Annotated in this window: 23 protein-coding genes and 2 pseudogenes; 10 read left to right on the top strand and 15 right to left on the bottom strand. The window is 68.4% G+C overall.

Annotation, left to right across the window (positions count from 1 at the left end; translation table 11 throughout):
* The first annotated feature begins 44 nt into the window (after positions 1–44).
* Both hisI and ACO073_RS18965 read left to right on the top strand, forming a co-directional pair.
* Entirely contained in the window at positions 45–554 is a 510-nt protein-coding gene (gene hisI / locus ACO073_RS18960) for a phosphoribosyl-AMP cyclohydrolase (protein WP_421999313.1), read from the top strand.
* A gap of 30 nt (positions 555–584) precedes the next feature.
* Positions 585–863 (top strand): hypothetical protein, encoded by a 279-nt coding sequence (locus ACO073_RS18965; protein ID WP_421999315.1) that lies wholly within the window; start codon positions 585–587, stop codon positions 861–863.
* Between the two features lie 34 nt (positions 864–897).
* Here the strand turns inward: ACO073_RS18965 and ACO073_RS18970 are convergent, their stop codons facing one another.
* The 7 genes and pseudogenes from ACO073_RS18970 to ACO073_RS19000 all read right to left on the bottom strand — a co-directional run bounded on the left by ACO073_RS18970 (position 898) and on the right by ACO073_RS19000 (position 6,384).
* Complete coding sequence (locus tag ACO073_RS18970; RefSeq protein ID WP_421999317.1) at positions 898–1,569, bottom strand: hypothetical protein; 672 nt, start codon at positions 1,567–1,569, stop codon at positions 898–900.
* Positions 1,570–1,848: 279 nt separating this feature from the next.
* The gene (locus tag ACO073_RS18975; RefSeq protein ID WP_421999318.1) at positions 1,849–2,361 is read right to left on the bottom strand and encodes a hypothetical protein; all 513 of its coding nucleotides are present in this window, start codon (positions 2,359–2,361) and stop codon (positions 1,849–1,851) included.
* Between the two features lie 148 nt (positions 2,362–2,509).
* Positions 2,510–2,977: pseudogene (locus ACO073_RS18980) on the bottom strand (iron-containing alcohol dehydrogenase); the annotation flags it as partial.
* 15 nt (positions 2,978–2,992) lie between these two features.
* The gene (locus tag ACO073_RS18985; protein WP_421999320.1) at positions 2,993–3,238 is read right to left on the bottom strand and encodes a hypothetical protein; all 246 of its coding nucleotides are present in this window, start codon (positions 3,236–3,238) and stop codon (positions 2,993–2,995) included.
* 36 nt (positions 3,239–3,274) lie between these two features.
* Complete coding sequence (zigA, locus tag ACO073_RS18990; protein ID WP_421999322.1) at positions 3,275–4,483, bottom strand: zinc metallochaperone GTPase ZigA; 1,209 nt, start codon at positions 4,481–4,483, stop codon at positions 3,275–3,277.
* Positions 4,473–5,111 carry a DUF1826 domain-containing protein gene (locus tag ACO073_RS18995; RefSeq protein WP_421999324.1) on the bottom strand — a complete coding sequence of 213 codons (639 nt, stop codon included), beginning with the start codon at positions 5,109–5,111 and terminating at the stop codon, positions 4,473–4,475. The genes zigA and ACO073_RS18995 overlap by 11 nt, the downstream gene beginning before the upstream one ends.
* Before the next feature lie 628 nt (positions 5,112–5,739).
* Positions 5,740–6,384, bottom strand: coding sequence for a cation transporter (locus ACO073_RS19000; protein ID WP_421999325.1), 645 nt, complete (start codon positions 6,382–6,384; stop codon positions 5,740–5,742).
* A 67-nt stretch (positions 6,385–6,451) separates the two neighbouring features.
* Between ACO073_RS19000 and ACO073_RS19005 the strand changes: the two genes are divergently transcribed.
* Complete coding sequence (locus ACO073_RS19005; protein ID WP_421999327.1) at positions 6,452–6,877, top strand: MerR family transcriptional regulator; 426 nt, start codon at positions 6,452–6,454, stop codon at positions 6,875–6,877.
* Between the two features lie 49 nt (positions 6,878–6,926).
* On the opposite strand, the gene ACO073_RS19010 is transcribed toward ACO073_RS19005, so the two are convergent.
* Together ACO073_RS19010 and ACO073_RS19015 are read right to left on the bottom strand one after the other, a co-directional pair.
* The gene (locus ACO073_RS19010; protein WP_421999329.1) at positions 6,927–7,289 is read right to left on the bottom strand and encodes a hypothetical protein; all 363 of its coding nucleotides are present in this window, start codon (positions 7,287–7,289) and stop codon (positions 6,927–6,929) included.
* 24 nt (positions 7,290–7,313) lie between these two features.
* Positions 7,314–7,565 carry an ArsR/SmtB family transcription factor gene (locus ACO073_RS19015; protein ID WP_421999330.1) on the bottom strand — a complete coding sequence of 84 codons (252 nt, stop codon included), beginning with the start codon at positions 7,563–7,565 and terminating at the stop codon, positions 7,314–7,316.
* A gap of 202 nt (positions 7,566–7,767) precedes the next feature.
* Here ACO073_RS19015 and ACO073_RS19020 point away from each other — a divergent pair, with 202 nt between their 5' ends.
* The 4 genes from ACO073_RS19020 to ACO073_RS19035 are packed head-to-tail and all read left to right on the top strand — an operon-like array spanning position 7,768 to position 10,979.
* Positions 7,768–8,646, top strand: a complete 879-nt coding sequence (locus ACO073_RS19020) for a metal ABC transporter solute-binding protein, Zn/Mn family (RefSeq protein WP_421999331.1) — start codon at positions 7,768–7,770, stop codon at positions 8,644–8,646.
* Positions 8,643–9,437: a metal ABC transporter ATP-binding protein gene (locus ACO073_RS19025; protein ID WP_421999332.1), complete on the top strand. Its 795-nt coding sequence runs from the start codon at positions 8,643–8,645 to the stop codon at positions 9,435–9,437. The genes ACO073_RS19020 and ACO073_RS19025 overlap by 4 nt, the downstream gene beginning before the upstream one ends.
* Positions 9,424–10,242 carry a metal ABC transporter permease gene (locus ACO073_RS19030; RefSeq protein WP_421999334.1) on the top strand — a complete coding sequence of 273 codons (819 nt, stop codon included), beginning with the start codon at positions 9,424–9,426 and terminating at the stop codon, positions 10,240–10,242. The genes ACO073_RS19025 and ACO073_RS19030 overlap by 14 nt, the downstream gene beginning before the upstream one ends.
* A 50-nt stretch (positions 10,243–10,292) precedes the next feature.
* Positions 10,293–10,979 (top strand): superoxide dismutase, encoded by a 687-nt coding sequence (locus ACO073_RS19035; protein ID WP_421999336.1) that lies wholly within the window; start codon positions 10,293–10,295, stop codon positions 10,977–10,979.
* Positions 10,980–10,992: 13 nt separating this feature from the next.
* On the opposite strand, the gene ACO073_RS19040 is transcribed toward ACO073_RS19035, so the two are convergent.
* The 4 genes from ACO073_RS19040 to ACO073_RS19055 form a co-directional block, all read right to left on the bottom strand.
* The gene (locus tag ACO073_RS19040; RefSeq protein ID WP_421999338.1) at positions 10,993–12,498 is read right to left on the bottom strand and encodes a hypothetical protein; all 1,506 of its coding nucleotides are present in this window, start codon (positions 12,496–12,498) and stop codon (positions 10,993–10,995) included.
* Positions 12,498–13,139 carry a hypothetical protein gene (locus tag ACO073_RS19045; protein WP_421999340.1) on the bottom strand — a complete coding sequence of 214 codons (642 nt, stop codon included), beginning with the start codon at positions 13,137–13,139 and terminating at the stop codon, positions 12,498–12,500. Before ACO073_RS19045 ends, ACO073_RS19040 begins: the two co-directional genes overlap by 1 nt.
* A 161-nt stretch (positions 13,140–13,300) precedes the next feature.
* A complete protein-coding gene (locus tag ACO073_RS19050) occupies positions 13,301–13,780 on the bottom strand; it encodes a host attachment protein (RefSeq protein WP_421999342.1) in 480 nt (159 codons plus the stop codon).
* 28 nt (positions 13,781–13,808) lie between these two features.
* Positions 13,809–14,084 (bottom strand): hypothetical protein, encoded by a 276-nt coding sequence (locus ACO073_RS19055; RefSeq protein ID WP_421999344.1) that lies wholly within the window; start codon positions 14,082–14,084, stop codon positions 13,809–13,811.
* A 119-nt stretch (positions 14,085–14,203) separates the two neighbouring features.
* Here ACO073_RS19055 and ACO073_RS19060 point away from each other — a divergent pair, with 119 nt between their 5' ends.
* Both ACO073_RS19060 and ACO073_RS19065 read left to right on the top strand, forming a co-directional pair.
* On the top strand, positions 14,204–15,886 hold the full coding sequence (locus tag ACO073_RS19060; RefSeq protein ID WP_421999346.1) for an MBL fold metallo-hydrolase RNA specificity domain-containing protein: 1,683 nt from the start codon (positions 14,204–14,206) through the stop codon (positions 15,884–15,886).
* 58 nt (positions 15,887–15,944) lie between these two features.
* Positions 15,945–16,640 (top strand): CBS domain-containing protein, encoded by a 696-nt coding sequence (locus ACO073_RS19065; RefSeq protein ID WP_421999348.1) that lies wholly within the window; start codon positions 15,945–15,947, stop codon positions 16,638–16,640.
* A 19-nt stretch (positions 16,641–16,659) separates the two neighbouring features.
* On the opposite strand, the gene ACO073_RS19070 is transcribed toward ACO073_RS19065, so the two are convergent.
* Entirely contained in the window at positions 16,660–17,400 is a 741-nt protein-coding gene (locus ACO073_RS19070; RefSeq protein WP_421999350.1) for an isochorismatase family cysteine hydrolase, read from the bottom strand.
* A 153-nt stretch (positions 17,401–17,553) separates the two neighbouring features.
* On the opposite strand from ACO073_RS19070, the gene ACO073_RS19075 reads away from it, so the two are divergent.
* Positions 17,554–18,522 carry an antibiotic biosynthesis monooxygenase gene (locus tag ACO073_RS19075; protein ID WP_421999352.1) on the top strand — a complete coding sequence of 323 codons (969 nt, stop codon included), beginning with the start codon at positions 17,554–17,556 and terminating at the stop codon, positions 18,520–18,522.
* Between the two features lie 240 nt (positions 18,523–18,762).
* Here ACO073_RS19075 and ACO073_RS19080 read toward each other — a convergent pair.
* Positions 18,763–18,876, bottom strand: a pseudogene (locus ACO073_RS19080) (oxidoreductase); the annotation flags it as partial.
* Positions 18,877–19,526: the final 650 nt, after the last annotated feature.

Below are 19,526 nucleotides of genomic sequence, written 5' to 3' on the forward strand. Positions count from 1 at the left end.
CGGGCCACCTTGTTATTTATTATGTTATAACATATACTTTCTAGATGCAACCGGACCACGCAGTGCCCCCAACCGAACGACTCCGATTTGCCCGGCGAACTTCCGTCGAGCAGGTCGAAGAAGGCACGTTGCTGGCACCGAAATTCGACCGCGACGGATTGATTCCGGTCGTCACCACCGATGCCGACACCGGCGAGGTGCTCATGGTCGCTACGATGGATGCCGAGGCCTTGCTGCGGACGGTCGACACGCGGGAGGCCCACTACTGGAGCCGCAGTCGCCAGGCCCGGTGGCGCAAGGGCGCGTCCAGCGGGCTCGTCCAGGACGTCGTCGAGATTCGGATCGACGACGATCAGGACGCGGTGTGGCTGCGCGTCCGCGTTCGCGGGTCGGGTGCGAGCTGCCATGTCGGATACCGGTCCTGCTTCTACCGGTCCGTGAAGCCGGGAGGTGCCCTGCCCGGCGGCCCCGTCGAGCTGCGTTTCGAGGAGACCGAGAAGGTCGTGGATCCGAAGGAACTCTACGGCGACGCTCCGACTCCGACCCGCCTCTAGCCAGCTGTTCCCGCCGCAGGAGACCGACCCATGGGCGACGCCGTCATGCGTCTGCGAGAGGCATTGGAGCCCGAGCTGGCGCGCCTGATCGACGCCGCGAAGGCCGTGGACCCCGTGACTGATCCCGTTACCGTCGGCTCCCTGTTGCTGCTGTACGGCGTCGAGATCTCCCTGACGGTCGGCGACATCGCGCCGGAAAGGATGGCGGACTATCTCAGAGCCGTCGCGGACGCCGTCGACGATCGTACCGGCGCGCTGCCGACATTGGGACGCCTCCATATCGAAGATGACGACGAGCCGACCTTCTGACGGCGGCCCGCACATTGCCTGCCGGCCCGGTGTCTCACGCGGCCCAACCCATCTGGCGCGCCGCCGCCCCAAGGATGAGGATCGCGCCGGTTGCAATCACGACGACCGACGCGCCCATCGACACGAACCGGCCGAGGTCCCGGGCCTGGCTTTCGACGATGATCAGCCGGTGTGCCAGCATGGAGGCGAAGCCCAGCCCGGCGAGCGCCACGGTCATGCCGGCCGCGATCGCGAGCACGCCCACGACCCCGGCCCATGGAACGTCGAGCGCCAGGGCCAGCAGGATCAGGATCAGGGCGCCGGCACACGGCGCGACCCCGGCGGCGCTGAGCAGCACCAGCCCCGAGGTGCGGTGGAAGAATCCCCTGGGCCGGCCGGCGCGACGCTCATGGTGGCCGGCATGATGATGCCCGTGCTCATGGCCGCACTGATGATCGTGCGCGTGATGCCCGCAATCGTGCGCCCGCCCCGCCATCGCAACGCGCAGGCGCCAGCCGCCGACCGCGACGATCAGCGCGTAGGAGACCAGCTCGAGCAGGCGGTTGTGGGCGAGCGCGCTGAACAGGCCGGCGGTACTCGCGAGCTTGAGCATGATCGCCAGCACCAGCGCCGAGAAGGTATGGGTGATGGCAATCCAGGCACCGGCAAGCACACCGTCCAACCAGGCCCTGGGCTCGTTGCCATCGAGGAAATAGGCGACGATCACCGCCTTGCCGTGCCCCCGGTCCCAACGTGTGCACGACGCCGTAGCTGAAGCATAGGGACATCAGGAACCAGTAGGCTGCTGCCGAGCCACCCTCGACATCCCGCATGGACGTGGTGAACAGAATCTGGATCTGGCGCTGGTAGGCCGCCGATGCCCGCGCCAGATGAGCCAGGCCGTCCGAGAAGAACAGCGCCGCCCCCAGCGCCGCGAGCAAGGAGAGGCCCAGCCAGAAAAGCGGTGAATGCACGCCGGGAAGCGACTTGACCTTCATGAAATCTCCTACAGCGCAGCGGCGAACAGCGAGGCATAGGCGGCTGCATCGGCCGGCCGCGGGTTGGTGCGGGTCGACAGATCGGCCACCGCGTGCGGCACGAGATCGGCGATCATGCCCTCGCCGATCCCCATCTCGGCGAGTCCACCCGGCAAGCCGAGCGAGCGGTTGCGGGCGCTGACGGCGTCGGAGAGGTCGGTCGCCTTCGGCAAGCCCATGGCCTCGGCCAGCCTTTCGTACTTCTCGGGAGACGTACCCTCGTTGAAGCGCAGGATCGTCGGCAGGATGACGGCATTCAGCGTGCCGTGATGCAGCTTCAACTCCGGCAGGCGGCCGGCGGCATGACTCATTGCATGGACGGCGCCCAGGCCCTTGACGAAGGCCATGGCGCCCTCGGTGGAGGCCATCATCATGTGCCAGCGCGCCTCGCGGTCGGCGCCGTCCCGCACGGCCGCTTCGATGTGCCGCCACGCCCGTCGCAGCCCGTCGTAACCGATGCCCTCGGCCGGCGGGTTGACCACCGGCGAGAGGATGGCCTCGATGCAGTTGCGTCACCGCGTCCATGCCCGTGGCGGCGGTCAGGGCCGGCGGCAGGCCGAGCGTCAGCTCGGGGTCGCAGATCGCCACCCGTGGAATCATCTTCGGGCTGGCGAAGGTGAGCTTGCGGCCATCGGCCATCACGATGACGAAGCCCACCGAGACCTCGCTGCCGGTCCCGGCAGTGGTGGGAATGGCGACGATGGGCGCGACATCGGAAATATGCCGTACCCCGCCGGCGAGCGGGTCGTAGCGGTCGAGCGGCCCGCCGCTGCCGGTCAGCAGGGCCACCGCCTTGCCGAGATCCATCGCCGAGCCGCCGCCCAGCCCGATCACGCCGTCGCATCCCGCCGACCGGTAGAGGTCGACGGCGGCAAGGACCGCAGCTTCCGTTGGATTGGGCGGCGTCGCGTCGAACACGGCCAGGTCCCTGCCCTCCTTCAACGAGCCGAGCACCTGATCCAGCAGGCCGGCGGCGCGCACGCCCCTGTCGGTGGCAACCAGCGGCCGCCGCACGCCCAGCCGGTCCAGCTCCTTCGGAAGCAGGCGCACAGCGCCGAAATCGAAGTGAGTCGTCGTCAGGTAGGAAAGAACAGCCATGACGGGCGCCAGGCCTCAGTTGGCGGTCGCGGGAATGGTCGACTTGTCGATCAGGGTCGCCAGGCCCCGGAGATAGGCCGACATGCGGCCGGGTTCGGCTCCCCGGGCCGCACATTCGATGAGTTCCTGGACGAGCGCGTCGGCGATGGCATTGACGGGAATCCAGCGATCGCGCGCCGCCGAGAGGGCGTCCCCCAGCAGCTGGCGCACGACGGCGACGTCGTCGGAGTGAACCTGGGCGATGGTTTCGTCGGAGGTCATGAGGGGCTCTCCATGGCAGGGACGAGGATCGGCGGCTCAGTCGTGACCGGACAGTTTCCAAACCGGGAACGGATCCTGGAAGCGGGCCCACATCGGCGGGTCCAGCGCCATTTCAGCGTCGGTCAGCAGGCAGGCATCGAGGCGCTCGGTCAGCGTCTGCCTGTCCATGCCCTTCGTGCCGATGAACACGATCTCCTGGCGACGGTCGCCGTACGGGCTCTTGAAGGCGTTCCGTATGGTTGCACGCCACGTCGCGTCCTGCGGCCATTCGCTTCGGTCGACGGCCGCCCACCAGGCACCGGCAGCCTCGTGGCGCAGCATGCCGCCGGCCTGGCTGATCGAGCCGGCGATGGCCATGCGGGAGGCCAGCCAGAAGAAGCCCTTGGAGCGGATGACGCCGTCCCAGCGGCCGTTCAGCAGAGCATGGAGCCGGGCGGGATGGAATGGCCGGCGCGCCTTGTAGACGAAGCTCCAGAAGCCGTAGGTCTCGGTCTCGGGCGTGTGGATGCCGCGCATCTCCTGCATCCAGCCCGAGGCCTGGCTCGCCTTCTCGTAGGAGAACAGGCCGGTGTCGAGCACCGCGTCGAGGGACACGCGGCCGAACTCGCTGGTGACGATGCGCGCCTTGGCATTGAGCCGACGCAGCATCGACATCAGGAAACGGAGATCGTCGGCGGAGACGAGGTCGGCCTTGTTGACGACGATCACGTCGGCGAACTCGACCTGCTCGACCAGGAGGTCGACGACGGTGCGCGCGTCCTCCTCCCCAGCGGTCTGGCCGCGATCGCGCAGGAAATCGGCGGTGCTGTAGTCCTCGAGGAAGGAGCGGGCATCGACGACGGTGACCATCGTGTCGAGGCGAGCGACCTTTGCGAGGCTCTTGCCGGTCTCGTCCTCGAACTCGAACGTGGCGGCCACCGGCATGGGCTCGGAGATGCCGGTCGACTCGATCAGCAGGTAGTCGAAGCGACCTTCGCCCGCCAGCCGCTCCACCTCCTTCAGCAGGTCCTCGCGGAGCGTGCAGCAGATGCAGCCGTTCGACATCTCGACGAGCTTCTCCTCGCTGCGGCTGAGCTCCGCCCCGCCCTGGCGGACCAGGGCGGCGTCGATATTGATCTCGCTCATGTCGTTCACGATCACGGCGACCTTGCGGCCCTCGCGGTTGTTCAGGACATGGTTGAGCAGGGTCGTCTTGCCGGCGCCCAGGTAGCCCGACAGCACCGTGACCGGCAGTCTATCCATCATCGTCGACCTCGTTCAGGCAAAGGAAAAGTCTGGTCTGGCCGCTTCTGGCCACGGGTGGCGAGCGGTGGACGATCGCCTTGCCGCCGGCACGCTTGACGCCCTTGAAGAGCCCCGCCGAGAAGCGCGGCAACTCGTTCAGCGGCCCGCGATAGCGGCGCTGCGACCGCAGCGCCCGCTCGGCATAATCCGACGGGAGCCACTGCGTTCCCGGGCCACGGAAGGTGGCATTGAGCCGATAACCGACATTGTCGCGATGGAAGCGCCAGCACGAATCGTGCTCGACCGCCTCGAGCCGCAGGTCGACATCGGGATGTCGGGTGACCGAAGCAAAGGCGCGCGCGAATCGAGCGACCTCGGCGACGAAGTCGCGCCGCTCGGGACCGTCCTCGATCTCCACGAGATCGCAGAGGGTCGACACCCGTGCTGGCACACAGGCCGCCGGGCCGACGAAACGACCCTCCGGAAGGCGATCGACCGGCAGCGCGTCGAGCCAGCGGGCCAGCGCCTTTGTCGACGGTCGGTGCCAGATGGCCAGAGTCACGTCTTCAGCGGTGATTCTGCCGAGGGCACGTTGCTCCGCTCCCTCCACGACCCGCGGCACCGACTGTGAGCGTTCGAGTTGGATCATAGTAATGTTATAATATAACAATTCGTGAAAGCAACCGGTTCCGATGAGAAGATCACCGGGCATCAGTCGCTAGCGCTCCTGAGAAACCGGACGGGGTGGACGAATCGACCGCCCAGGAACACGTACGACATCTGCCCCTCGGTCTGAGCCTCCGAGAGGATTCCCACAGGACAAGTCTGTGCGGCGATATCGCGGTCGCAAGCTCCGGCCAGCTCACCTCGAGCGTGACCGCCGTGACCAAGTTGACGCCGCTCCCGCTCTCGCCGACGCGGGGCTCGGCGACCGCCTGACGCCAGCCCGCCGCCGACAATGTCCGCCGGTCGTTTCGAAATCGCAGCGCACGACGCATTGAGCTGGAGCTGGAATCCCCGCAACTGCACGTTCACCGAGCTAGGTCTTCTCGATATTCCATCGCGCCAGCGCGACCCGGTATGCTACCGCCGTGCCGGCCTGCTCGAGCGAGCCGAGCCAGGCGCGATAGCGCCAAGGGCTCCCTACGCTCGCGGTGCCATTGCAGGGTTGCACCTGCCCACGCGAGGTCCAAACATCCGGCACGCGCAGCCAGCTTGGTGCGTGTTGCCGTGCGGTCAGCAGTGTCCCCTGCTCTTCGCAGTCTTGCTGCCGCTGCCTACTCGGCGGCGGCCAACGAGCCTTGTGCGGATTCCCGCAATTCGCCGAGCGCCTGGCGCACGATCTGCACCCCGCCGGTCAGTCCGAGAAGACCGATGATGGCCGCGACGATCAGGTCCGGCCAGCCTGTGCCCGTCCCGAACACGCCCGCCGCGGCCGCGAGAACGGCCAGATTGCCGATTGCATCGTTCCTCGAGCAGATCCAGACCGACCGCATGTTGGCGTCGCCGCCGCGATAGCGGAAAAGCATCAGTGCAATGCTGGCGTTCGCGACAAGCGCGGCAACACCGACAATGCCCATCACGTCGGCCTCCGGCAGCGTGCCGGCCCAGGCGTGCCAGATGACGCTGCCCAGAACCCAAAGCGCGAGCGCCAGCAGCGTGGCGCCCTTGACCAGAGCCGCGCGCGCCCGCCACACGAGGGCCATTCCGGCCACGCCCAGGCTGACGGCGTAGTTGGCGGCATCGCCCAGGAAGTCGAGAGCGTCGGCCTGCAGCGAGGTGGAGCCGGCGGCAGCACCGGCGGCGATCTCGATAAAGAAGAATCCGGCGTTCACGGCCAGCGCGATCCAGAGCGTGCGGCGCCAGCCTGGACTGTCGAGCCGTTGAGTGTCGGTACACGTGTCATTTGAACAGCAAGCCATGGCCTCACCTTGACGATTGGCAACGGCCGGCAGATATGCACCCTGTAGTCACTACAGGGTCAAGTTCATGCCAACGGGAAGAATGGCGATCGGCGAGCTCGCCCGCCTGACCGGCACCAAGGTCGAGACGATCCGCTACTATGAGCGTATCGGCGTCCTGCAGGTGCCGGAGCGGACTGGCGCCAACTATCGCGCCTACGCCCGGCCCGACGTCGAGCGACTGAGCTTCGTGCGACGGGCGCGCGAACTCGGCTTCACCCTCGATCAGGTGCGGGCGCTGCTTCGCCTGTCGGATGATCGCGAGCAGTCCTGTGCCGAAGTCGATCGGCTGGCGGGTGCGCAGCTGGCCGAAGTCGATCGCCGCATCGCCGACCTGATGGCGCTGCGCCGCGAGCTGAGCGACCTTCTCGGACAGTGCCGTCACGGCACGATTGCAGACTGCCGCATCATCGAGGTCCTGGGATCGGCCTTCCAGCGTCAGCCCGGCTCATGAGGCCGGCGCGGCACCTTCGTCTCGATGCCGCGCCGGCCGCTGCCCTGTCCTAGCGGGCCCCAACCATCGTGATGGCCCCATGGTCGTCGCAGTGCGTGCCGTGGGGATGATGGAGATGGCCGTTCACCAGGTAGTCGACATGGTCCCCGTGTGGCACCGCCTCATGGCCGCAGCCCGGCCCGTGCCGGTGCTCGCGGTCGTGGCCGCCGCAATCGTGGTCGGGGGTGCAGCGGTCGGGGTTGCCGGCCCCGATCTCGATCGCGTGCTCGTCGACATGCCCTTCATGCGGGTGATGGAGGTGGCCGTCGTGCAGGTAGTCGACATGATCGTCATGCTTGATGGCGACATGGCCGCAGTTGGGACCGTGGGTGTGGGGATGATCCTGATGGATCCGATGGTCGTGATTGGTCATGACGCTTCTCCTTCTTTCTGGAACTCAGTGCTCGGTCGCATGAGCGAGCGCATTTCTGACGAGGGTCAGAACGTGATCGTCGGCAATGCTGTAGATGATGCTCCTCCCCTCGCGCCGGCGCGCCACGAGGCGGGCCGCGTGCAGGACCTGCAACCGTGCCGAAACGGTCGTCATCCCTTCGTCGAGCCGCTCGGCGAGTTCGGTCACGCTTTGCTCCTTCTCCGCCAGGAGGAGGAGAAGCTTCAGCCGTGGCACGTCCGCCAGCGCGCTGAACATGGTGCTCACCGCTTCAAGCTGGACAGGAGTGCGATGCCTAGCCATTCCGTCATTCCTATATTCCATTGTTATTTGGAATATTGGACTGTCGATGTCAAGCGGTGCCTTTTTCCGTTTGGCCCCGCTCGCGGGTGGAAATCCTCCCGGTTGAAATGTGATGTTATAACATCCTATTCTTGGAGCCTTGCATACGGGGAGAGTGATGAAGCAGCTTCTGATCGGCGCGATGGCCCTGTTCGCCGCGCAGTCGACCCAGGCCGAGGTCGTGGCCCAGGGCGTCCTCTCGATAGTCGCCGCCGAGAATTTCTATGGGGAAATCGCCCAGACGATCGGCGGCACCCAGGTCGCGGTCACCAGCATCCTCTCGAACCCCAACCAGGACCCGCACCTTTTCGAGGCGAGCCCGTCCACGGCGCGCGCCGTCGCCCACGCCCACATCGTGATCGTGAACGGCGCCGCCTACGACCCCTGGATGGACAGGCTTCTCGAGGCCTCGCCCAATCCGAAGCGCGAGGTCCTGAACGTCGCCTCGGTGACCGGCCACAAGAGAGGCGACAATCCCCACCTCTGGTACGACCCCGCGACCATGCCGGCCGTGGCGCGCGTTCTGACCGCCCGGCTCACCCTGTGCGATCCGCCGAATGCCAATGCCTACCGCGAGCGGCACAACGCGTTCATCCGCTCGCTCGTGCCCCTGACCGAAAAGGTCACGGCGCTGAAATCGCGCTTCGCCGGCACGCCTGTCACGGCGACCGAGCCCGTCTTCGGCTACATGGCCAGCGCCCTGGGGCTGGAGATGCGCAACGACGGCTTCCAGCTGGCGATCATGAACGGAACCGAGCCCAGTCCCCGCCAGGTCGCCGCCTTCGAGAGTTCGCTGCGGGACCGCACGGTCAAGGTCCTGATCTACAATTCGCAGGTGTCCGACGACACGACCTCGCGCCTGAAGCGGATTGCCGACGAGGCCGGCGTGCCCGTGGTCGGCGTCACCGAGACGATGCCGGCCGGCAAGACCTACGTGCAGTGGATGGTCGACCAGCTTGAGGCGCTGCAGGCGGCGCTGTCGCAGGGCGACCGGTGAGCGCCATCCGCTTCAGGACCGTCACCCTGGGCCACGGTCGCCGCCACACGCTCGAGAAGGCCTCCTTCGACATTGCGACCGGCAGCTTCATCGGCCTCCTGGGCGCCAACGGCGCCGGGAAGACCACGCTCCTGCGGGCGCTGCTGGGCCTCCTCCCGCCGCTCGACGGTTCGATCGAGGTGCTGGGATCCCGGCCTGCGCGCGGCGATCGCCGCATCGGATACGTGCCCCAGATGCACCGGACCTTCAGCGAGATCCATCTTGCAGGCAGGGACCTGCTGATCGGGTCCGTGGCGGGCCTGCGCCTGGGCTGGCCGTTCAGCACGGCGGAGGATGAGCGCGAGGTTGCCCGGGTGCTCGATCTCGTCGATGGACGCGACCTGGCGGACAGGCCGATCTCCTCCCTTTCCGGCGGCGAGCGCCAACGACTCCTGATGGCGCAGGCGCTGCTCGGCCGGCCCTCGATGCTGCTGCTCGACGAGCCCCTGGTCAGCCTCGATCCCAACCACCATATGGGCGTCGTGGAGCTGGTGAGCCGCGTCCGCGAGGAACTCGGCATGACGGTCTTGTTCAGCTCCCACGAGCTCACGCCGCTCCTGGGAAGCATCGACGGCGTGCTCTATCTCGGGCGCCGGTCGGTCGCGCTCGGTACCGTCGACGACGTCATCACGCCCGAGTGTCTTTCGCGGCTCTACGACGCCCCCATCGATGTCGTGCGCGCGGGCGGGCGCATCTTCGTCGTCGCCGCCGGAGAGGTCGGCCGGACCGGACGGGCGCATGCTGCAGTATGATTTCATGCAGAACGCCTTCGCGGCGACGTTCATCGTCGCCTGCGTCGCCGGCACCATCGGCTATTTCATGGTCCTGCGCGGCCAGACCTTCGCCGGCCATGCGATGTCCCACGTGGGCTTCGCCGGCGCGACGGGCGCGGTCCTGGTCGGCCTGTCCCCCCTGCTGGGGCTGACGCTCTTCACGATGGCGGCAGGCCTGGGTATCGGCCTTCTCGGCGAGCGGGCGCAGGGGCGCGACGTGGCGATCGGCATCGTGCTCTCGCTGTCGCTCGGGCTCGGCCTGCTCTTCCTGCACTTCTACACGGCCTTCGCCGGCCAGGCGACGACGCTCCTGTTCGGCAACATCCTGGGCGTTGGACGCCCGACCTTGTGGTTCATGCTGGCCATCGGGCTGGTCGCGCTGCTCGTTCTGGGCGCCATCGCCCGCCCCCTGATCTTCTGCAGCCTCCAGCCCGAGCTCGCCGAGGCGAAGGGCATGTCCCCCCGCGCCATCGGCACGGTGTTCATGGTGCTGGTGAGTCTCGCGGTGGCGGAGAGCGTGCAGGTCGTGGGCATCCTGCTGGTCTTCACCCTGATGGTCGCGCCCGCCGCCACGGCGATGCATCTCAGCAGCAGGATCACGACGGCCGTCGCCCTGTCCGTGCTGCTGGCCCTGGGCGAGGCCTGGCTCGGTCTCGTGCTCGCCTACCAGACCGACTGGCCCGCCAGCTTCTGGATCACATTCCTTGGCGCTTCCGCTTACCTGGTGGCGTGGGGCCTGTCGCGCCCCCTATCCTTCTACAAGTCGAAGGTGACCGCAAACTGAGGGGGCATCGCCGCCGTCCCCTGTCGGGAAACTCTAAGGAGGAGACAGCCATGACGCCCCTTCCTCGACGCAACATGATCACCATCGCGACGGCCGCGCTCGTCACCACCACGGCGGCACCGCGGATCGCACGGGCGGCGCGCCCCTTCACGCAGCCACCCCTGCCCTTCGCCGACGGCGCCCTCGCGCCCACCATCTCGCCGCAGACCGTGCAGATCCACTACGGCAGGCACCATGCCGCCTACTACGCCAACCTCAACCGGATGACCGAGAACACGCCCTATGCGGCGATGTCGCTCGAGGAGATCGTCGTCCGCAGCGCGGCCGTCCCTCGCGACAGGGGGCTGTTCAACCAGGCCGGCCAGTGCTGGAACCACGACTTCTACTGGAAGGTGCTGAAGCCCGGCGGCGCCCGGCGGCCGACCGGCAAGCTCGCCGCCGCCATCGATCGCGACTTCGGCGGGTTCGACCCGTTCCGCCAGGCGTTCGCCGCCCGGGCGAACGCGGTGTTCGGCAGTGGCTGGGCCTGGCTCATCGAGGATGCCGGCAAGCTCGCCCTCATGGAGACGTCGAACGCCGACACGCCGCTCGCGCATGGCAAGCGTCCCCTGGCGACGATCGACGTGTGGGAGCACGCCTACTATCTGGACTATCAGAACCGCCGCGCCGATCACGTCAACGCCCTGCTCGACAGGCTGATGAACTGGGACGTCGTGCGCGACCGGATGTCCGCCTGATCGCGGCCGCCGCTCAGACGAACCGCAGCCCCTTCAGCAGGTGGACGAACATGCACGGCGTCTCTTCCACGCGGCCGCCGGCGAACTTGCCGCAGCCGACGGGGATGTAGTCGTCGCAAAGATACTTGTCGGTGAACGAGATGTTCGAAAGGCCCGGGATGACGCCGTAGCTGCGCGGACAGAGCATCTCCCCGCCGAGCGTCGACTGCATGATCTGCCCGGCCATCAGCACCGCGGCCCAGGCCTCGCGCACGCGGTCGGGAAGATTGAAGGCCGTTCGGCCGCCGGTCGAGATGATGGGAGGCGCCACGGCCTCGAACAGCTGCAGCAGGCCCGAGGCCGAGCGATACGCCTTGTGATCCGTCTGGAGCCGCAGCCGCAGCAGGGGCACGGCAAAGTGCTGGGCGCAGTAGGATTCCCAGATCCGGATGGAGCTCAGCAGCGACCGGTCGTCCCTCACCGTGTCCCAGTCGCCGCCCTTCTCGTACTCCGCGAGAAGCGTTGCGTAGACCCGGGTGATCATCCGGCTGGCGGGAACGGTGCCGGCGACGAGGTCGTCGACCGACGTCCCTTCCAGCACCTCCAGGACTCCCTTGCCGACTCGGGTCGCCTCGATGGTCGTGTCGGTGTCGGAGATGTGCGCGATCTTGAGGTAGGCCCGGCCGAGCGCCTCGTCGGCGATGCCGAGGACCGCCGCTCGGTCGAAGGTTTGCGGCCCGCGGGCGCGGACGAACTTCGTGATGAGCCGGTCGAGCACCATGTACGGAAGCACGGCGCGGCCACGATCCTCTTCCTCACCCCGCCGGACCTCGATCGCGTACACGTCCTGCGTCAGGCGATCCGCCACCACCTTCGGCACGTTGTGCTCGACGAAGCTCCGCGTGACCGCGTGGGCGCTGGCCTCGAACAGCGCCTCGACTCCCAGCGGATGCATGATGGTCTTCGGCACGGGCTTGCCGTCGCTGCCGAACTGGGCGACGCGGATCGGCGCGACATCGACGGGATGGCCGCTGTTCGTGACGGCCTCGTCCAGGAGGGAATCGGCATGGCCGTCCACCTCCAGACCGTTGAACGCGGCCAGCAGCAGTTCCGCGCCGGTGCGGAAGGACCGCGACTGGCGCACGAAGCGGCGGATCTCGACCGGGCTCGCCTTGTCGGCCGCCCAGGCCGACACCGGCCAGCGCCATTTGCCGTCCTGCGCCGCGATGAACGTGACGGCCTGGTCGAAGCTCTTCAGCGCCTCCATGAAGTTGGCGAAGAGGGAGATGCCGGCAAAGGTGCCGAACTGGTCGTAGAAGTGCCGGGCTTCGTGCAGGAAGCTCGCGCCCTGGTAGGCGAGGTGGAGCATCGCCGCCCTTTCGCCCGCGGTGGCCGGTTCCTTGACCGGCTGCTCGCCCGGCCCGACGCCCCTCATGACGAGGTCGAGGGCCTCCCGGGTCATCGAATGCTCGACGATCGCATAGGGGTAGTGGAAGGAGCCGAACTGGACGCCTTCTCGCGATCTCAGGACAGTGGGCATCACAACCTCACCTTCCAGCGATTGAGGGGATGGTCGAGGTCCTCGGCCTGGTCGCCCCAGCTCTCGACGTCGACGACCTTCCGGGTTCGCAGGAGGCCGAGCGCCGTCCGGGCGGCCTTCTCGTCCAGCCCGGTTGCCGCCAGGATGTCCTGCCAGGTCGGCGCCCTGGCTCCTTCGGCGACCTTGGCGGCGCCGACCCGGCCCACCGCGTCCAGCACGCGGATGGCGGCGGCGTCCTCGGGCTCGCGAAGGATGACGAGCTTCTGCCAGAGCGTTCTGACCGCCCCGGCGGCGGCAACGCCGGTGCCGAGCGCCAGCGGGCCGCCGAAGACCGCCACCAGGATGCCCAGCAGCGGGAGCGCGCTGTCCGAGAAGCCGTCCTTGAAGCTGAACGTGACGACCTTCCGGCGCTCGCCCGGCCCGCCGCCCCGGAACAGGACGCTCTTGAACGAGGATGGCACGTCGATGGAAGCCTCGGCGGTCTCGACCAGCAATGGATCCTGCGCCTCGACCAGCGCCTCGGCGAGCGCGCGGCGAAGGTTGTCGGTCCCGTCGGGACCGAGATGCCGGCTGAGCTCGACCTTTTCGGTGCCGAGCGGCGCGAAGAAGAATCCCAGAAGCTCGTTTTCGTAGACAACCATGCCGGTCGCTCCAAGCTGCCGCCGTCAGCCGGGGGAACGTTACTGCGAGAAGAGCGCACGGCCTGTGACAAAACCCACGTCGGTCGATCGGTCACGAAGCGGACACAGTGCCGTTGCTGCCGCTCTCGTCGTCTCGCGGGCGAACCGCTCTTGTCGATCCGCTAGGAAGCGCGGGGAATTGGCCCCAGCAGCGACACCAGGCGGCGGCGGAGCCTGCTCGGCGGCTCGCCGGCCAGGTCCTTGGCGACCTCGTGCCCTATGCGGTCCTGCACGCGCTTCGACAGAAGGCTGCGGAGCTCGCCCAGGCTGCGGCGCGGCGCAACGAGGATCAGGTCGTCGAACGCACGCCGGCCGCAGGCCTCGTCGAGCGCATCGGCCAGCACTTCCATGAAGCGATGCTTCTCGAGCTTGTGAGGGTCGTGCGGCGGTTCCAGCGCGTGCCTGGCCCCGCTGCGCGACGAGCTGAAGCTGCGGCCGGGCCGGTCGCTCACGAGATCGCGCGGGCGCTGCCGGCTCCGGGGCGACACGAGATCGGCCGGTCCGGCCGGCACGAGCTTGCTGGTTCCGGTGTCGAGGGCGAGGAAGCGCGCACGCGCGCCATCGGCCACGACGATCCAGATCCTTGCGGGCTTCTTCGCCATGATTGCCACCTCACCTGAAGATCCGCGGTCACGGCCGGGGCGGCAGCGGAATCCGCTTGTCCGTCAGAAGTTGCTCGAGCGTTCGGATGCCCCGGTCGTAGGCCCCCTTCTCGCAATCCAGCCGGGCGCCGACGATGATCATGTTCGCGCCGCCGGATCCCTCGCCGCGGCGCGTCAGGAAATAGTCCGCCGTGCCGGCCAGCGTCGCGCACCACCGGGCCTTCTCGGCATCGGCGCTTCCCGCCGCCGCAAGGGCAGGCTCGCCCAGCAGCAGCAGGAGCCAGATCGATCGTCTCCAGGCCATCGCACGCTCGCAATTTGGCGGCCGAGTATCGACGAAGCGGCCGACCCGTGACTTGATCAGCGTCAAACCCGCCGGGGCGGCCGTCGATAGGGTGTCCCGACGAAGCGGAGGAACGGCCGGTGGGCGTCTCGTTGCACATCCATGGCGCCGCGGGGACCGTGACCGGTTCCTGCTTTCGGCTCACGACGCCGAACGGCGATCTTCTCGTCGACTGCGGCCTGTTCCAGGGGCCGAAGTCGGTACGCGCCCTGAACTACCGCAGCTTTCCCTTCGACGCGCCGGCGATCGGGGCCGTCCTGCTGACCCACGCCCATATCGATCACACGGGTCTCTTCCCCAAGCTCGCGCTGGCCGGGTTTCGCGGCAAGGCCTGGACGACGGAACCGAGCCGCGCTCTCCTGGAGTGGCTCCTGCCCGATGCGGGCGCCATCCAGGAAGTCGAGGTCGAGCGGCTCAACCGGCGGAACAGCCGACGCGGCGAGCCGCATGTCGCGCCGATCTATGCGCGGGTCGATGCCGAGGCCTCGCTCGCGCTTCTCCACGTCGCAAGGTACGACAAGTGGTTCGAGCCGTTGAAGGGCGTGCGCGCACGTCTCCGGAACGCCGGCCACATCCTGGGAAGCGCGTTCATCGAGATGGAGATCGACGCCGGGCCCCGGCCCGTGCTGCTGGTCTTCTCGGGAGACCTCGGCCCCCGGGAGAAAGCTCTCCAGCTCGACCCGTCGACACCGAACGACTGCGACATCCTTCTCCTGGAATCGACCTACGGCAATCGCCCTCGCAGGCATCTCACCGCGGCCGAGCGCCGGGCGCTGCTCGGACGCGAACTGACGGCGGGCCTGACCGCCGGCGGCAACATCATCATCCCGGTGTTCGCCGTGGAACGGACGCAGGAAATCCTCGACGACATTGCGGCCCTCAAGCGCGAAGGCCTGGTCGCGGCCGCCCCGGTCTTTCTCGATTCGCCCCTCGCGGGCCGCATCACCGAGGTCTTTCGCCGCCATCAGGCGAGTCTCGAGCCGGCCGCGGACGGCACGGTCTTCGACGCCACCGGCTTCCGCCTGACCGAGACCGTCGAGCAGAGCAAGGCGATCGGCCGGATCCACGGCGGCGCCATCATCCTCGCCGGATCGGGCATGTGCGATGCCGGCCGGGTGAAGCATCATCTCATGAACCATCTATGGCGGCCGGATTCGACCGTGCTCTTCGTCGGCTACCAGGCGCCGGGCACCCTGGGCGCGTTCATCCGGGACGGCACGCCGCGGGTTCGGATCCACGGGGAGGAAGTCAACGTCAAGGCGCGCATCCGATCGATCGATGCCTATTCCGGCCACGCCGACCGGGACGAGCTGATCGCGTGGGCGCAGGGCCTTCTTCCCACGCTGGGCTCCGCTGTGCTGGTGCACGGCGAGCCCGACGCCGCCCTCGAGCTCGCCGACGGCCTGGCCGCCGCGGGACTGGACCGCGAGCGGATCAGCGTGCCGACGCTCGACCAGTCGTTCGACCTGTCATTTCGCGACGGGCGCTGGCAGGCGGAGCCGTCGCAGGCCGTCGCGCCGCCGCGCCTCACCCGGTCGCAGGCGACGGCGCCTCGCGACTGGCACAACGACTATGCCGCCGCCCTGCTCGACCTGCGCGAGGCCCTTCGCGGCGAGAACGACGACCGCAAACGGCAGGCGCTGCTGGACGAGGTGCGCCGCCTGATCGCCAGCCGCAGCGCCGGCCGCCGCGCTGTCCCGCCGGGGGGCAGCGCCGCGCAGTCGCTTGACCTGGGTCAAGGCAGTCCGGCACCTGGCCCGTGAACCTGCCGCCATCACGATCCGTCCGAGAACAAGGACCTCAGTACCGGAGGAGACTGTCATGCGCGCACGGGACATCATGAGCGAGGAAGTCGTCTGCATCGACGTCAAGGAATCGGTGTTCGATGCCGCGGAACTGCTGCTGGGCGCCCATGTCAGCGCCGCGCCGGTCACGAACAGCAAGGGCGAGATCGTCGGCATCGTCAGCGAGGCCGACCTGATCCGGCGCAAGGAGATCGGCACGACTGCCAGCAAGTCCTGGCTGGCACGCCTGCTCGGCAGCGACGAAGGCGCCGCCCGCGAGTTCGTCGCCTCGCAATCGCGACGGGTTGCCGACGTCATGACGAAGGACGTGGTGACGGCTCCCGAGGACGCCCCGCTGCGCGACCTGGTCGACCTGATGGAACGCCACGGGATCAAGCGCATCCCGATCGTGCGCGACGGCGCCGTCGTCGGCATGGTGAGCCGCGCCGACCTGCTGCGCGCCCTGCTGTCACGCGAGCCCGAGCACCTGGTGCTGCAGCCGACCGACAAGGCGCTCCGCCGCCACGTCATCGAGGCGCTGGAGCACCGGCCCTGGACGTCGCGGTGGCCGGTCAACGTCAGCGCCAACGGCGGCGTCGTCCATCTCTGGGGCTTCGTCGAGGGCGATGAGGTGCGCGAGGCCTATCGCGTGGCGGCCGAGAACGTTCCGGGCGTGAGGAAGGTCAAGAGCCACCTGCGCCGGATGCCGGCCGCGGTCGGCATGGGCATCTGACGGTCCTCGCCACGGCGGCTCAGCGTGGGGCGGCGGCGAAAGCGGCCATGAGGTCGTCGCTGTTCAGCGTCACGCCGTAGAGCAGGCGCACGAGATAGTGGATGGCGTCGCTCACATTGGACGGCGAGCCGGTGGCGCAGGCGTCGGTGACCATGAGGCAGCCGTAGCCGAGGAAGCTCGCGTCGCAGAGCGTGGAGAAGACGCAGCGGTCGGTGTTGGTGCCCGAGAACAGCAGCGTGTCGATGCCGCGGTTGCGCAGCACCGTGTCGAGCTCGTTGTCGTGGAAGCCCGACAGCCTGTGCTTGTGCACGACGAGGTCGGACGGATCGGGCCTGAGCGCATCCACGAGCTGCGAGCCCCACTCGCCCGTCACCAGGATCCGCCCGTGTCCCGACGCCGACGGATCGGCATAGACCGGCCGCGTGCCGCCGGCCGACATCTTGTTGAGGATCGGCGCCGAGAGCTCGGCGCGGTCCGGCCGCACGCCCCAGTTCAGCCAGACGACCTGCACCCCGGCGCGGCGCGCCGCGGCGGTGAGCTCGATCAGCCGGGGAATGATCGCGGCCAGCGGCGCGGGATCGAATCCCAGCCGCGGAAACCAGCCGTCCGGGTGCAGGAAATCGTTCTGCATGTCGACGACGAAGAGCGCGGTGCGCGACAGGTCGATCTCGGCGCGCTGCGGCTCGGCATCGAAGGTGACCAGGCGGGGCGGCGCGAGCGGCCGCGCGAAGCTGAGGACGGGAGCGTCCGGCGAAGACATGGGCGGTGATCCTGCTGCGGCGGCACGGGAACGGGAAGCCGAAGCTTAGGGCGCGGCGCGACACGATCCATTGTTTTTTCCGCGGGCTGCGGCCTGAATGGGCGCTTCCCATCCCTGGTGGCTCGCCGGGGAAGCGTCGAGACAGGATCCGCCATGGCCCAGCCCGAGACGATGAACGACACGCCGGTCGCGCTGGTCGTCCAGCACCGCGTCGCCGAATCAGGCTATGCCGACTACACGCGCTGGCTGGCCGGCCTGAAGGAGCGGCTGCGGCGCCAGCCGGGTTTCGTCGCCGAGGAGGTGATCCCGCCGGTCCCGCCGGCGCAGCCCGAGTGGATCCTGGTCGCCCGCTTCGCCAACGCCCGGGCCGCCCACGACTGGCTGGACAGTCCCGACCGCGCCGCCGCCCTGGCCGAGATCCGCCGGAAGCATCTCGTCGCCGACGAGGAGGTGCACGTGATGACGGACCGCAGCCCGGCCCGGCAGGGCGGCGCCTCGGCCTTCCTCGCCTACACGGTGCCGACCGGCAAGGAAGCCGCGTTCCAGGCGTGGCAGGAGGCGATCCATGCCGAGGAGATCCGGCAGCCGGGCTACCTGCGCCGCAAGATCGAGCCGCCGGCGCCGGGCGGCAACGAATGGATCATCGTCCTCACCTTCGACACCGACGCCAACCTCTCGGCCTGGCTGAGCTCCGCCGAACGGCAGGCGATGCTGAACAAGGGCCGGCCGCTCGCGCTGGCGCCGCGCCTTTCGCGCACCAGCTACGGCTTCGACTTCTGGTTCCGCGGCGACGAGGCCTCGCGGCCTGCCGCAGGAACCATCCTGAAGAACAATCTCCTCGTCCTGCTGGTCCTCAACCCCATCGTGTTCCTGTGGGGCCTGGGGCCCGGCTCGGCGCTGGCGGCGCACGGCGTGCCGCCGTGGCTCGGCCTGTTCATCGGCGACCTCGTCAGCACGCAGCTCCTCGGCTGGTGGTTCGCGCCCGCCGCCTTCCGGGTCTTCGGCTGGTGGCTCGCCCCCGCCGCCGGCTGGCGGACGACGCTGGCCGGCGGGGCGCTGCTCGCCGCGCTCTTCGCGCTCTCCATGGCGGTCCACGCCGCGCTGCTCCGGCTGATCGGGTAGCGCGGGCGGGTCCTTGCCAGTTCGACGATGAATAGAGCGATCGGGGCCGGCACGGCGGCAACGACGCCGCGTCGACAACTCGATAATAACTTAAGTTCTCGCCGGTTTCCAGCGCGCGCCGCTGGCGGCGGAAATTTTCTTGCGACTTTCTGGGCTCCGGGGGACGCCATATCTGGCAGCGATCCGGCGCCGCTGCCCATCTAATGGTTGTCTGACGGCAGTGCCGTCAAACCGCCGCCGCTACTGCTGCGCGGTCGGGCGGACGACGATGCTGCCGATCTCGACCTCGGCCGGCTGCTCGATCGCGAAGGCGATGGCGCGCGCGATCGACTCGGGCGCAATGGCGATCTCCTCCCGGAGGCCGACGCCAACACGTCGCCGGCCTGCCGCATGCCGTCGATCCAGCGCTGCGACTCCTTGGCCGCCGTCTTGCGCTCGCGCCGGCTCGACCGCTGTCCCCCGCCCGGCCGATTCCACACCTGCATCGACACCAAGCCCAGGAGGGCCTCGCTGCCGACCTCCACCGCCAGCACCGGATGCAGCAGCAGCCCACCCAGAGCGCCGCCCTTGCCCACCGGACCATAGCCCGCCGAACGAGCGCGCCGGCCGCCCAGAACCAGCTCGCTGGTGTCCTGGATCGCTACGACCTCGCGGCCCGATACCCGACCCGCCGTCTGCTCTCCGGCATGCCGCGACATCGCCGCCGCCGTCACAGAGCGGTTGCGCAGGAACCGCGTGAACTGCATCTCCCGCGCTCGCGTCCCGCCAAGGCGCCGAATGCACGACCCGGGACGCGCCACCAGCGCGGCATGCAAGCAGGCCCCCCTTTTTCCAGACGCCGGTCCCCGAACCCGCCAAGCCCGTATTCGATACCTGACATCCGTCTCTCCGTCCCGCTCTCCCAGACAGAGAATCAACCTTCTGGCCCACCCGCAACCGGGATGTGTGAATACGACAGCACGCCATGCGTGGGGAGGTGTCCGCGTGAGCGGACTCATGACCCC

This window comes from Reyranella sp., assembly GCF_965229815.1.
Classification (GTDB): Bacteria; Pseudomonadota; Alphaproteobacteria; order Reyranellales; family Reyranellaceae; genus Reyranella.

What these genes read in the sequence shown, in the direction of transcription:
- ACO073_RS19000 (WP_421999325.1), bottom strand. Translation starts at nt 6,384, where the DNA reads ATGGCTTGCTGTTCAAATGACACGTGTACCGACACTCAACGGCTCGAC.
- ACO073_RS19005 (WP_421999327.1), top strand. Translation starts at nt 6,452, where the DNA reads ATGCCAACGGGAAGAATGGCGATCGGCGAGCTCGCCCGCCTGACCGGC.
- ACO073_RS19030 (WP_421999334.1), top strand. Translation starts at nt 9,424, where the DNA reads ATGCTGCAGTATGATTTCATGCAGAACGCCTTCGCGGCGACGTTCATC.
- ACO073_RS18965 (WP_421999315.1), top strand. Translation starts at nt 585, where the DNA reads ATGGGCGACGCCGTCATGCGTCTGCGAGAGGCATTGGAGCCCGAGCTG.
- ACO073_RS19075 (WP_421999352.1), top strand. Translation starts at nt 17,554, where the DNA reads ATGGCCCAGCCCGAGACGATGAACGACACGCCGGTCGCGCTGGTCGTC.
- ACO073_RS19040 (WP_421999338.1), bottom strand. Translation starts at nt 12,498, where the DNA reads ATGCCCACTGTCCTGAGATCGCGAGAAGGCGTCCAGTTCGGCTCCTTC.
- ACO073_RS19045 (WP_421999340.1), bottom strand. Translation starts at nt 13,139, where the DNA reads ATGGTTGTCTACGAAAACGAGCTTCTGGGATTCTTCTTCGCGCCGCTC.
- ACO073_RS19050 (WP_421999342.1), bottom strand. Translation starts at nt 13,780, where the DNA reads ATGGCGAAGAAGCCCGCAAGGATCTGGATCGTCGTGGCCGATGGCGCG.
- ACO073_RS19070 (WP_421999350.1), bottom strand. Translation starts at nt 17,400, where the DNA reads ATGTCTTCGCCGGACGCTCCCGTCCTCAGCTTCGCGCGGCCGCTCGCG.
- ACO073_RS19035 (WP_421999336.1), top strand. Translation starts at nt 10,293, where the DNA reads ATGACGCCCCTTCCTCGACGCAACATGATCACCATCGCGACGGCCGCG.
- ACO073_RS19010 (WP_421999329.1), bottom strand. Translation starts at nt 7,289, where the DNA reads ATGACCAATCACGACCATCGGATCCATCAGGATCATCCCCACACCCAC.
- ACO073_RS18995 (WP_421999324.1), bottom strand. Translation starts at nt 5,111, where the DNA reads ATGATCCAACTCGAACGCTCACAGTCGGTGCCGCGGGTCGTGGAGGGA.
- ACO073_RS19065 (WP_421999348.1), top strand. Translation starts at nt 15,945, where the DNA reads ATGCGCGCACGGGACATCATGAGCGAGGAAGTCGTCTGCATCGACGTC.
- ACO073_RS18985 (WP_421999320.1), bottom strand. Translation starts at nt 3,238, where the DNA reads ATGACCTCCGACGAAACCATCGCCCAGGTTCACTCCGACGACGTCGCC.
- ACO073_RS19020 (WP_421999331.1), top strand. Translation starts at nt 7,768, where the DNA reads ATGAAGCAGCTTCTGATCGGCGCGATGGCCCTGTTCGCCGCGCAGTCG.
- hisI (WP_421999313.1), top strand. Translation starts at nt 45, where the DNA reads ATGCAACCGGACCACGCAGTGCCCCCAACCGAACGACTCCGATTTGCC.
- ACO073_RS19055 (WP_421999344.1), bottom strand. Translation starts at nt 14,084, where the DNA reads ATGGCCTGGAGACGATCGATCTGGCTCCTGCTGCTGCTGGGCGAGCCT.
- ACO073_RS19015 (WP_421999330.1), bottom strand. Translation starts at nt 7,565, where the DNA reads ATGTTCAGCGCGCTGGCGGACGTGCCACGGCTGAAGCTTCTCCTCCTC.
- zigA (WP_421999322.1), bottom strand. Translation starts at nt 4,483, where the DNA reads ATGATGGATAGACTGCCGGTCACGGTGCTGTCGGGCTACCTGGGCGCC.